7 protein-coding genes are annotated in these 12,437 nt (G+C 65.7%); 6 read left to right on the forward strand and 1 reads right to left on the reverse strand.

Annotation, left to right across the window (positions count from 1 at the left end; translation table 11 throughout):
- Positions 1–2: 2 nt before the first annotated feature.
- The 4 genes from edd (at position 3) to PKE71_RS06940 (ending at position 6,826) form a co-directional block, all read left to right on the forward strand.
- Positions 3–1,856, forward strand: a complete 1,854-nt coding sequence (gene edd / locus PKE71_RS06925) for a phosphogluconate dehydratase (RefSeq protein WP_271186220.1) — start codon at positions 3–5, stop codon at positions 1,854–1,856.
- Positions 1,857–2,197: 341 nt separating this feature from the next.
- The gene (locus PKE71_RS06930; RefSeq protein ID WP_271186221.1) at positions 2,198–4,240 is read left to right on the forward strand and encodes a toll/interleukin-1 receptor domain-containing protein; all 2,043 of its coding nucleotides are present in this window, start codon (positions 2,198–2,200) and stop codon (positions 4,238–4,240) included.
- A 76-nt stretch (positions 4,241–4,316) separates the two neighbouring features.
- Positions 4,317–4,919: a hypothetical protein gene (locus PKE71_RS06935; RefSeq protein WP_271186222.1), complete on the forward strand. Its 603-nt coding sequence runs from the start codon at positions 4,317–4,319 to the stop codon at positions 4,917–4,919.
- A gap of 41 nt (positions 4,920–4,960) precedes the next feature.
- Complete coding sequence (locus tag PKE71_RS06940) at positions 4,961–6,826, forward strand: adenylate/guanylate cyclase domain-containing protein (RefSeq protein ID WP_271186223.1); 1,866 nt, start codon at positions 4,961–4,963, stop codon at positions 6,824–6,826.
- Here PKE71_RS06940 and PKE71_RS06945 read toward each other — a convergent pair.
- Complete coding sequence (locus tag PKE71_RS06945) at positions 6,773–7,459, reverse strand: Crp/Fnr family transcriptional regulator (protein WP_271186224.1); 687 nt, start codon at positions 7,457–7,459, stop codon at positions 6,773–6,775. The two genes, PKE71_RS06940 and PKE71_RS06945, sit on opposite strands and share 54 nt — an antisense overlap.
- A gap of 167 nt (positions 7,460–7,626) precedes the next feature.
- Here PKE71_RS06945 and PKE71_RS06950 point away from each other — a divergent pair, with 167 nt between their 5' ends.
- Together PKE71_RS06950 and PKE71_RS06955 are read left to right on the forward strand one after the other, a co-directional pair.
- Complete coding sequence (locus PKE71_RS06950) at positions 7,627–9,642, forward strand: alkyl/aryl-sulfatase (protein WP_271186225.1); 2,016 nt, start codon at positions 7,627–7,629, stop codon at positions 9,640–9,642.
- Positions 9,643–9,705: 63 nt separating this feature from the next.
- Positions 9,706–12,363, forward strand: a complete 2,658-nt coding sequence (locus tag PKE71_RS06955) for a M14 metallopeptidase family protein (RefSeq protein WP_271186226.1) — start codon at positions 9,706–9,708, stop codon at positions 12,361–12,363.
- Positions 12,364–12,437: the final 74 nt, after the last annotated feature.

Consider the following 12,437-nt stretch of genomic DNA (forward strand, 5'->3'; position numbering starts at 1 on the left):
ACATGGCTCAACGTCTCAATTCCACGCTCGAAGCGGTCACCGACCGCATCCGCCGCCGAAGCGAGGCGAGCCGGTCGGCCTATCTCGACCAGATGCGCGCGGCCGGCCGTGACGGGCGTCACCGGGCCGTCCTGTCCTGTGGCAATCTTGCCCATGGTTTCGCCGCGTGTCCCGGCGGCGACAAGCAGGCGCTCAAGGCTGGCGACAGCGTCAATGTCGGGATTGTCACAGCCTATAATGACATGCTCTCGGCGCACCAGCCTTTCGAGCGCTTCCCGGGCATTATCAAGGCAGCCCTGAACGAGGTGGGGGCCGTTGGCCAGGTGGCGGGCGGTGTGCCGGCCATGTGCGACGGCGTTACCCAGGGGCAGCCGGGAATGGAGCTGTCGCTGTTCAGTCGCGATGCGATCGCGATGGCGACCGCGATTGCCCTGTCTCACAACATGTTCGACGCGGTTCTGTGCCTCGGGGTGTGTGACAAGATCGTTCCGGGCCTGCTGATCGGCGCGCTGCGCTTCGGTCACCTGCCGGTCATCTTCGTGCCGGCGGGCCCGATGCGCTCCGGCCTGCCCAATCCGGAGAAGGCGCGCGTGCGCCAGCTCTATGCGGAAGGGAAGGTCGGCCGCGACGCGCTTCTGGATGCCGAAAGCAAGAGCTATCATTCGCCGGGCACCTGCACCTTCTACGGCACGGCGAATTCCAACCAGATGCTGATGGAGATCATGGGGCTTCATGTTCCCGGTGCGGCCTTCATCAATCCGGACGATCCGCTGCGCGACGTCATGACGGCGGAGGCGGCGCGCCGGGCAGTCGCCATTGTTCCCGGCGGCGACGAGCCTGCCCCCCTGGCCGACATCGTCGATGCGCGGGCCATCGCAAACGCCATAGTCGGCCTGCACGCCACCGGCGGTTCGACCAACCACACCATCCATCTGATCGCGATCGCCCGGGCGGCGGGATTGCTTGTCGACTGGTCGGACTTTCACGATCTCGCCGGCGTGACGCCACTGCTGTGCCGCGTCTATCCGAACGGGCCGGCTGACGTGAACCATTTCCACGCGGCCGGCGGGCTCGGCTTCGTCATTCGCGAGCTTCTCGATGCGGGCCTGCTGCACGAGGACGTGCTGACGGTCAGTGGCCGCGGGCTGCGCCATTATGCGAGCGAGCCGTTCGAAAGCGAGGCCGGGGTCACCTGGCGCCCGGCCGTGGCGCAGAGCGCGAACACGGACGTCGTCCGCCCTGTTGCCGAACCCTTTTCGGCCGATGGCGGGCTGAAAGTGCTCGACGGCGATCTGGGGCGGGCCGTGATCAAGATCTCGGCCGTGAAGCCGGAGCATCATCTGGTCGAGGCCCCGGCGATCGTGTTCGAGAGCCAGGACGACTTCATCGCCCGGTTCAAGGCCGGCGAACTCGATCGCGACTTTGTTGCCGTGCTGCGCTTCCAGGGTCCGCGGGCCAATGGCATGCCGGAACTGCACCGCCTGACCCCGTCGCTCGGTGCGTTGCAGGATCGCGGCTTTCATGTCGCCCTGGTGACCGATGGCCGCATGTCGGGTGCGTCCGGCAAGGTGCCGGCTGCGATCCATGTCAGTCCCGAGGCGGCGCTGGGCGGCGCGATCGCGCGGGTACGTGACGGCGACATCGTACGCGTCGACGCAGCCGGCGGCCGGCTGACAGTGTCTGCCGATGGCTTCGCCGCCCGCTCGCTCGCCCTTGCTCCGGCCACGGTGCAGGCCGGCATGGGACGCGAGCTTTTTACCGGTTTCCGGCAATTATGCGGTCCGGCCGAAGAGGGCGCGCTGTCCATTCCGGGCCTTGCAGAGGCGGCTGCCGGGCCGACTGCAGAAACGGTCTAGAAAAAAGCGGGTTTCTGCATCAGGCGTGATCTCAATCACGTATGTTGCTGACACAAAGTTGCTATTCGGAACATGCCGCTTGAAAGAGCGGTCCCAAACTCCTCTCCGTCGGAGGTCCACCTGCGCCGGGGATCCGGTGGGGCGCGAATCCTTGCCCGATGCGAAGCCCCAACTTCGCAATTCGCTCCCCACCACCCCCGGTCCCGCATCCCGAACCGACCGAAAGCCGCGCCGGAGACCTTGGCCGGCGTTTATGATATGCGGGAAACCTTTCTCCCCGCAGTTGCCTGTCCCCGCCAATCGCCCAATGATGGTGCGTCCGAAACGGGGGGAGCAGGGGCATGTCCGGGGACAACCGCTATCGGGCGTTTATCAGCTATAGCCATGCCGACCAGGCCTGGGCGCGCCGGCTTCACCGCGCTCTGGAAACCTATCGTGTTCCGACCCGTCTCGTCGGCCAGGCCACACGCAAGGGCGATGTGCCGCGGCGCCTGACGCCGATCTTCCGCGATCGCGACGATCTGTCGGCCTCCGGCGACCTGTCCGCCTCCGTGCGCGATGCCCTGGCGCGATCCGGCACGCTGATCGTCATCTGCTCGCCGGCCGCGGCGGACTCGCGCTGGGTCAATGAGGAAATCCGCGTCTTCCGCGAACTCAATCCCGGCGGCGATGTGCTCGCCGCGATCCTGTCCGGCGAGCCGGATGCGATTTCTGCGGGCCGGCCGGCCGGTCGGGAGTGTTTTCCGCCGAACATGAGGGCGCCGGACGGTCTGGTGGCCGAACCGGTCGCCGCCGACTTCCGCCGGTCCGGCGACGGCTGGCGCATGGCCTTGCTGAAACTTGTGGCCGGCCTGATCGATGTGCGGCTTGACCAGTTGATCCAGCGGGACCTGCAGCGCCGCCAGCGCCGCGTGACGGTGATCACAGGCGCAGCCATTGCTTTGTCTCTTACGATGTCGACGCTGACTTTTTTCGCGATCTCGGCCCGATCCGAAGCCGAACGTCGCAAGGCGGAGGCAGAGGATTTGATTGAGTTCATGCTGAGTGATCTGCGCGCGAAACTCGAACCGGTCGGGCGCCTCGACGTTCTCGATGCCGTGGGCGAGAAAGTGATCGCGTATTATGACGAGCGCGACCCTCGCCAGATGTCGTCCGACGATCTGGGCCGGCGGGCCCGGGCTTTCCATCTGCTCGGCGAAATCGACTCCGACGAGGGCGATCTGGAGAGCGCGTACCGCCACTTCAATACAGCCTACGAAGCGACCAGCCGCATTCTTGCGGTCGATCCGTCCTCGCCGGCACGTATCTACGAACATGCGCAGAGCGCCTTCTGGGCGGGCTATTTTGCGTGGCGCCGCAGCGATCTGGATACGGCGGAGGCCCGTTTCATCGAGTATCGCGACCTGTCGCGCCAGCTGCTGGCCGACGAGCCGGAAAATCTGGAATGGCAGGCCGAGGCCGCCTATGCCCACTCGAATCTCGGCACGGTCTATATCGGCCATGAACGCCTGCGCGACGCCCAGCGCGAATTCCGCCAGGCGCTGGAACTGTTCCAGTCGATCGCGGACGAGTCGCCGGATTCCGAGGCCGCCCTGATCGACCTGGCCGATGCCTGGGGCTGGATGGCCTATGTCGCCGAACCGCTTGACGGCCGGGGTGCCGCCATGGAGGCGCTGCGCCAGCAGATCCGCATCTATGACGAGCAGCTGGGCGGTGGCGCCGACAACTGGACGATCCGCCGCGACACGATGACCGCTGAATATGCGCTCGCGCGCCTGCACATCGCCGAAGGGCGCGGGGCGAGCCGGGCGGATATCGAGGCGGCTCTCCAGATCCTCATTCCGGCATCGCACGAGGCCGATGCACTCGTCGCGCACGATCCTGCAAACCTGCAATGGCGGCTGGTCGTCATTCGCCAGCGTCTCTGGTTGTCCGATGCGCAATTGCTGGCCGGCGACCTCGACGCAGCCCGCGAGGCCTATCTCGATGCTTCGGCCTACATGACGCATCCCTCCTGGATCTCTGCCGAAGGGGATGTGTTCGACGATACGCGCCTGCATGCATCGCTGATGGAGGCGCGCATTCTGGCGGGTCTGGGCGATGTCGATGCGGCCAGCCTGGCGCTGCAGCATCTGTTGTCGGAACTGGAGCAGATCGACGACTGGCGGAACCGCCTGAGCAAGGGGACCTACCTCTATGCTGCCGTTTCCAACACGCTGGCCGAGCTTCTCGATCAGCAGGGGGAAGACCGGGAAGCGGCGCGTGTACGCGAGGCGATGGTGAACCGGCTCACGCCGGTAATCGCGCGCGTTCCGGCCGACACGCGGGCAGAATACGACAGGGCCCGCGCGGTCCTGCAACGAGAGCGCATCAGTGCCGAATGATTGGTGACGACAGGGCGGAGACATCCGCCCTGGTGGGGACGTGTGACCACCCGAAACGGGCAAGCAAGGGGAAATCATGAGCACGATCGACGCAACCTGGCTGGATGGCAGCCAGACACAATCCGGTTTGACAGACGCCTGTGCCACGGCCGCGGGCGTGACCCAGATCAGCCTGATCGCCAAGGCGACCGACGGATTTCTCGTCGTCCAGGGCAGCGATGCCGGCCGCGAGACTTTCGACGACGCCGATGTCTCGGCGATCTTCGTCACCTTCGCCGACACCGTCGCCCAGTACCCGCTGGCCGACACATCGACGCTTCGCACGGCTGTGCTGTCGGCGCTGGCCGGACAATGGACAGCCAGTGCAACCATGGGCGCCAGCCCCTTCGACGAAACGGTCGAAGAACCGGCGCGTCTCATCTTTCACGTGCAGATCCCGGGCTGGGGTTTCGAGCCCGCCCGGATCAAGTTCAAGTCCGAAGTGCCGGCCGGCGAGTTCTGCGGCCTGGCCTGGCTGATGCTGAACGGCGCGACGTGCGAGCCCTACAGTTTCGAGTTCTTCGCCAGTTGTGCGCAGGCCGGAGAGTATGACTACTCGCTCTTCATCAAGGCCTCTCAGGACGCCGGCAACCAGTCGACACGCGTCATTATCGATCCCAAGATCAAGGTCATTCCCTGATTGAAACCGCCCGGCCGCCGGGCCGGGACGGGCAGGACTGAATGACGCAACGCGACGACATTGCCGACCGGTTCAAGCAGGGCGACCTGGCACGGGCCTATGATCTGTGTCTCGACGCCCTGCGCCACCGGCCAGACGATCTGTGGCTGCGCCACCGGGCTGTCCTGTGCCTTATCCGCTCCGGTGCCCTGGAGCGTGCCGAGCGCGACTTCTATCGTTTCCGCCTTGCCGAAGCGCGCCACAACGAGGATTGCCTGGCGCTCGGCGCACGTCTCCTGAAGGCCATGGCCTTCGAGGCCAACGCGGAAGACTTCCCGACGCTGGCGCGGTCTGCCGCCGATCGATACGCAGCAGTCTTCGAGCAGACGGGCGGTCATTATCCCGGCATCAATGCAGCCGCCATGGCTTTGCTGGCCGGCGATCGCGAGCGTTCGGTCGATCTTGCACGCCAAGTCCTGGAAAGCTGCCGCTCCGGCCTGCCGCTGGATCCCGAAGCCGCCTACTATCAGAAAGCCTCCGAAGCCGAGGCCCATCTCCTGCTCGCCCAGCCGGGCGCAGCCAACATGGCGCTGCGATCGGCGATTGCCTGCGATCGCGAGAACTATCTCGCTCATGCCACGACGTTGCGCCAGCTGCGTCTGATCGTTGCTGCGCTGGACATGCCCGATGCCTGGCTCGACGCGCTCGAACCGCCGCGCCCCGCCCACTATGCCGGCCACCTTTTCCGCACGGGAACCGGCGAAGGGATGGTCGCGCCCGATCGTGAAGTGCGGCTCAAGACCGCCATCGCCACACTGCTGGAGCGCGAGAATATCGGCCCGCTGCACGGGGCGCTTGCGGCGGGATCCGACATCCTGATCGCCGAGGCGGGCGTGGCGGCGGGGTGTGCTCTGACCGTCGTTCTGCCGGTCCCCGTTGCGGTTTTCATCGATGCGTCCGTGCGTCCCTACGGACAGGCCTGGGTGCGCCGGTGCGAGGTTTGCCTGGAAGCGGCCGCAGACATCGTGGAAGTCACGACCGATCGGCGGATTCTGTCCGAGTTCAGCCTCAATCATGCCAGCGTGGTCGCCATGGGCATGGCGCGGATGCGGGCATCGGTGCTGGCCAGCACACCGGTTCAGCTGCTTGTCTTCGATGGCGAAGCCGGACGGTCCGAATCCGGTACGGCCAGGGATGCCGCGGTCTGGTGCCAGTCCGGACTGCCGCAGCATATCCTTCGCTTCGAGCGCAGTGTCCCGTCGGCATCGTTGCCAGTCATCGCCGGCGATGACGCGAGCGACGACTTCAATCTCGTCATCCGGGCCATGCTCTTTCTCGACATTCGCGGATCCACCTCGGTGCCCGACGATCGTATTCCAACCTTCGTGCAGAAGGTGCTTGGCCGGCTCGCGGCGGTCTGCGAGAGCGGACCCGACCGCCCGCTCTATAGCGACAGCTGGGGAGACGGTCTTTTTCTAGTCTTCGGCAGTGTCGCGGAGGCCGCGCGCGCCGCCGTCGGTCTGCGTCGCGCATTCGATGCGATCGATCTGGAAGCGCTGGATCTGCCGCCCGGGCTCGGTCTGCGGATCGGCGGACATTGCGGGCCGGTGCAGGAGGGCATGGATCCGGTACAGAAGCGGACGGCCCCGTTCGGCGGGCAAGTGGCCGTCGCCTCTCGGATCGAGTCGGTGACGGTGCCCGGATCGATCTTCGTCAGCGAAGCCTTTGCTGCACTTCTGTCGATGTCGAGGCCTGCCGAGTTTCGATGCGAATATGTCGGCCGCACAGAGATCGATCCGCTGTTGCCGATGACCCGTCTCTACGCGCTGCGCAGCGTCGCGCCCGGGTCTCCGGCATCGGGAGAAATCCGGGCGTCAGCTCGAACCGAGCATCCGGCTCAGCAGATCGGGATCGACCAGTTCGAATGACCGGTTATTGCGCTTGAGCAGGCCGCGGCGTTCCAGATCGTTCACGGTCCGGGATGTGGTCTCGCGCGTGGTGTTCACGCGGCGGGCCAGTTCGGTCATGGACGGGGCGACCTGGATGGTCCGGCTGTTTCCGGCCTTGTCCGACGGCTCGGACATGCGCAGCAATTCCGCGTATATGCGGCCTGGCGCCGACAGCGAAGACAGTTCGAACATGCGTTGTGTGGTGTGATGGATCCGCGTCGCCAGGATGCGGCACAGGGCCAGGCCGATACTGCCGTGTCTGCGCAGAAGATCGAAGAACTGCGCGCCGGTGAGTGCCGCGATGCGGCACGGTGTCTCCGCAACGATTTCCGAGGTTCTCGGTTTGCCGGTCAGCGCTGCGAGCTCGCCGAAGATGGCGCCGGCACCGAACCAGTCCAGCCAGATCTCCTGGCCATTCTCGGACAGCAACACCACACGGACCGATCCTTCCAGCAGGATGAAGACGTGATCCTCATCTTCCTCCTGGGCGATAATCGTGGTGCCTGCTTCGGCATGACGGATATCGGACATCGCGATCAATGCCTCGCGGGCCCCCGGCTCGGGAATGTCAAGCGAGTCCAGGGCTATGGTCCAAGCCTCGTCCTGCTCCATCCGCGTTTCTCCGAATCGATCCCGCACGATTGCAAATGATAGTCGGTACTTGCCGGGAAAACCAAGGCACTGCGCCGGAGAAAGTACCGAACGAACGGGATTTGTCGCCAAGCGTGTGCTGAGGGGGTAGCGTGGAGTAAACAGTGTTCAGGCGGGGAGGTTCGAACATGGTGTGCCAACGGATGACGATTGCGGCCCTGGCCGCTCTTCTGGCAGTGACGGCGTGCTCCGGGCCTTCGCCGCAACAGCCTGTGGAGATTTCAACAGACGAGGCCGATACGGACGGGGCTTTCCCGGCAACCGGTGTGACCGGCCGTCTGAACGCGCAAATCGCGCGCGATCCCGCCCTGATTGATGATGAAGACTGGGCGCTGGTGCAGCGCGGTTTTGTCGCACGCGACGCCGACCTGGATATCCGCGATGCTGACGGGCGTCCGATCTGGCGACCCGCCGACTATGACTTCCTCGACGGGGAAGACGCGCCGGACACGGTTCATCCCAGCCTGTGGCGGCAAGCCCGTCTGAATGCCGAACATGGCCTCTACGAGGTCGTTCCGGGCATCTACCAGGTCCGCGGCTACGATCTGGCCAACATGTCGATTGTCGAGGGTGAGACCGGACGGATCATCATCGATCCGCTGACATCGGTCGAAACGGCACAGGCGGCGCTGGCGCTCGTCGAGCGCGAACTCGGGCCCCGGCCGGTATCCGCCGTCGTCCTCACGCACAGCCATATCGACCATTTCGGTGGTGTCGAGGCGATCGAGGGCGCGCTGGGAGACGGTCCGGTGCCCGTCATCGCGCCGGCCGGCTTTCTCGAAGAGGCCGTCAGCGAGAATGTCATGGCCGGGGTCGTGATGGCCCGGCGTGCAGGCTATATGTACGGCACGCATCTGCCGCGTACCGCGCGCGGGCATGTCGGTTCCGGCCTTGGCAAGCATCCCGCGCTGGGCCGCCACACCATCGCTGAGCCCGATATCATCGTCGACCACACCGGCCAGGTGCTGGAGATCGATGGCGTCCGGATGGAGTTCCAGTACGCGCCGGACACCGAAGCCCCGGCCGAGCTGACGGTGTTCTTCCCGGATTTTGGGGCCTGGTGCGGTGCCGAGCTTGTCTCGCGCAATCTGCACAATCTCTACACCTTGCGAGGCGCGCAGGTGCGTGACGCGCTGGCCTGGTCGGCAGGGATAGAAGAAGCCCGCCGCGTCTTCGGCGGGCGCGCGGAGGTGGCCTTCAACAGCCATCACTGGCCGGTCTGGGGGGCAGACGAAGTCGACGATTTCCTCGTCGCCCAGCGCGATATCTACAAATACATCCACGACCAGACCCTGCGCCTGGCGGCCCGCGGCCTTGGGCCGGACGAGATCGCCGAGACGATTGTCTTGCCGGACGCGCTCGCCGGCCGGTTCGCGGTGCGCGGCTATTACGGCACGCTGCGGCACAATTCGCGCGCGGTCTATCAACGCTATTTCGGCTGGTATGACGGCGTTCCGGCCAATCTCGACCCCCTGCCCAGAGGAGAGGCCGCGCATCGCTATGTTGATCTGCTTGGCGGCGTGGAAGCCGCTGTCGCGGCGGCGGAGACCGCGTTTGCAGACGGCGACTATCGCTGGTCCGCCGAGCTGGCCCAGCACGCGGTCTATGCGGCTCCGGGCAATGAAGCGGCCGCCGCCATCCTGGCACGCAGCTATGAGCAGCTGGGCTACCGCGCCGAGTCGGCACCCTGGCGGGATGTCTATCTGTCGGCCGCCCGTGAATTACGGCACGGTGTACCAGAGACAGACGCGGTGCGGGCGTCGGAAGGCATTCTGGACGCCATCCCGCTCGACATGTTCTTTGCGGCAATGGCCACGCGGATCGACGGACCGCGCGCTGCCCGCAATGACCGGGTGTTCAATTTCGTCTTCACTGATGTTGGCGAGACACACGTCATCGAGCTGTCCAACGGGGTCATGCACCATCATCGCGGGGAGCCCCGGCCGGACGCGGATGCGACGGTCGAGCTGACCCGCACCTTCTGGATGCGCCTGCTGCAACAGGAGGCCGGCCTGGTCGACATGCTCGCCTCGCAGGAATTTGCCATTCGTGGCGACCGGCGCGCACTCCTGGGCTTCTTTGCCTTGCTGGAACAGCCCGATCCGGACTTTCCGGTCGTTACCGGACGGCCCGATGCGCGTTGAAGCTTTTGCGCTGCGACGAAAACCTGATTAATTGCCGCGACAAAGGACATGAGGGGTATGGCAATGCGTGCACTGGCGACAGCAATTCTGGCGGCGCTTTTCGGAACCATCGGGGCAGGGGCGCAGACGGCGCCGCTGACGGTTCGGTATGATGACGGCATTCCCAGCCTCCTGTCCGAGTATGGCTACGAGTTCGGTGTCGAGATCACGCCGCCGGCGGACGCCGTCGATTATCTCTACACCCTCGCCGAAGCCGCGCCGGACCGGATGCGCGTTGTCGAATACGCCCGCAGCTGGGAAGGCCGCCCGCTTGTCTATGCCGTGATTGCCCGCCCCGAGACGATGGAACGGCTCGACACGGTCCAGTCAGGTCTGCAGCAACTTGCCGATCCGGCAGGCTTGAATGCGGCTGACCGGGATCGCCTGATCGCTGATCTGCCCGCTGTTGTCTGGCTGTCCTATGGCGTGCATGGCGATGAAATCTCGTCGACCGATGCCGGTCTGCGCATGGCCTATCATCTGCTGGCCGCTCGCGGTGACGCGGTCGTCGACACCATCCTGGACAATACGATCGTCATCATCGACCCGACGCAGAATCCGGACGGCCGCAACCGTTTCGTCCAGTCCTTCCGCGCCGCCCGCGGGCTTTCGCCCAGCGAGGACCGGTTCACGGCCGAACACGATCAGCCCTGGCCCGGCGGCCGGTTCAACCACTATCTCTTCGATCTCAACCGCGACTGGTTCGCGCGCACCCAGCCGGAGACGCGCGGTCGCGTCGACGCCATCATGGACTGGCGGCCCGTCGTGGTGGTGGACGCCCACGAGATGGGCGGTGACAGCAGCTATTTCTTTGCGCCGTCGGCGGAACCCTTCAATCCGAACATTGTCGACAGCCAGCGCGATGCCCAGGCGCTGATCGGCCGCAATCATGGTGAGTGGTTCGACCGTCTTGGATACGACTACTACACGCGCGAAGTCTTCGACGCCTTCTATCCCGGCTATGGTGACATGTGGCCGACCCTGCAGGGCGCCATCGCGATGACCTATGAACAGGCCTCGGCCCGGGGTCTGGAATGGCGCCGCCGCGACGGATCGCTCCTGACTTATGCGGACGGGGTGGACCGCCATTTCATTGCCAGCCTGTCGACAGCCCAGGTTGTCGCCGAGAACCGGGCGCGTTTCCTGCGCGATTTCGTGGCGTTCCGGGACAGCGCGTCGACGAGCACAGACGGACCGCAAGCAGTCCTTCTGGACATTGCCTCCAATCGCTGGGGCGCCGAGCGCATGGCGCGGAACCTGGCGGCCCAGGATATCGCCGTGTCACGGCTGGCGCCGGGTGCGTCGGCCTGCGGTGCAAGCTTCGAGGCGGGCGCTTTCCTCGTGCGCTTCGACCAGGCCTCCGGCCGTCTCGCCCGCACTCTCATGGAGGCGACGACGGATCTTCCCGCCGACTTCATGCGTGAGCAGGAGCGCCGCCGCAGTGAAGGTCTGGGACATGAGCTTTACGACGTGACCGCCTGGTCACTGCCGCTGATGGGCAATGTGGATGCTGTGGAGTGCCGCCGTACGCCGGCAGTCGATGGCCAGCCGGTCAACGCGGAAATGCCGATCGAGCGGATCGCGGGCGGCGGTTCGGCCGAGTGGGGCTATGTCGTCCCCTGGAGCGATGCCGGTCAGGCCTATCTGGTGGCGGCTCTCGCCCAGGAAGGCGTGCCCATGCGCACGACGAATGCCAGCTTCCGCATCGGTGACATCACCTACCCGCGGGGCAGCGTCGTTGTGCCGCGTCATTCCGCGCCGGACGATCTCGACAATCTCATCACGCGGCTGGCTGCCGAGATCGGCGCGCGGTTCGACGGCATGCCCAGCAGCTGGGTGGATGATGGTCCCAATCCCGGTTCGGACAATTTCTACCCGGTGCACGAGCCGCGGGTCGCGATGGTCTGGGGAGACGGGGTCGATCCGACGTCGGCCGGCGCGACACGCTATGTCCTGGAACGCCGCTTCGGCATTCCGGTTGCGGTCATTCGCACAGGCACGATCAGCCGGGCCAATCTCGACAATTACGATGTCCTGATCCTGCCCGAGCAGCGCTGGGGTCAGCTGGGTTCGGAACTGGGCGATGGCGGCCGGACGGCGATCCAGGGCTTTGCCCGCGGCGGGGGCGTCGTTGTCGGCCTGGGCGACGCGACCCGCTGGCTGGCGGACAGTGAGGTCGCGATGATGCCGGCCCAGCGCGAGCGCGCCGCAGATTCTCCGCGCGAAGCCTCGGCCAGCGGCGAGGTGATCGACGGACGGATCCTGGCGAACCGGGAAGAATTGCGCGCCAGCGAGACGGCTTCGGGCGCCATGCCGGACTCGTCTCCGGGGGCCCTGGCGCGCGTCGAGGCCAATCCGGATGTGTGGATGTCGGCGGGCTATGACCGCGGGGCGGCGGCGCTGGTGACCGGATCGGACATCTACGCGCCCGTCGAGATGGACGATGCCGATACCGCGTTACGCTTTGCCGGCCCGGACGATCTCGTTGCCGGCGGGTATCTGTGGGACGACTATGCCGAACAGCTGGCCTACAAGCCCTTCGTCCTGTCGCGCAGCTATGGCAGCGGCCAGGTCGTGGCCTTCACCCAGTCCCCGACCACCCGGGCCTATCTCGACGGTCTTGACCTTCTGTTGCTCAACGCCGTGATCCTGGGACCGTCGCGCTCCCGCGCCTTCCGCTAACGCACAAGAAAGTCTGCACAATCGCATCTCCGGGGTTGACCCGGAGGCCGAAGCAGCGTGCTCGCTTGACCGAG

This window comes from Maricaulis virginensis (assembly GCF_027922185.1).
Lineage (GTDB): Bacteria > Pseudomonadota > Alphaproteobacteria > Caulobacterales > Maricaulaceae > Maricaulis > Maricaulis virginensis.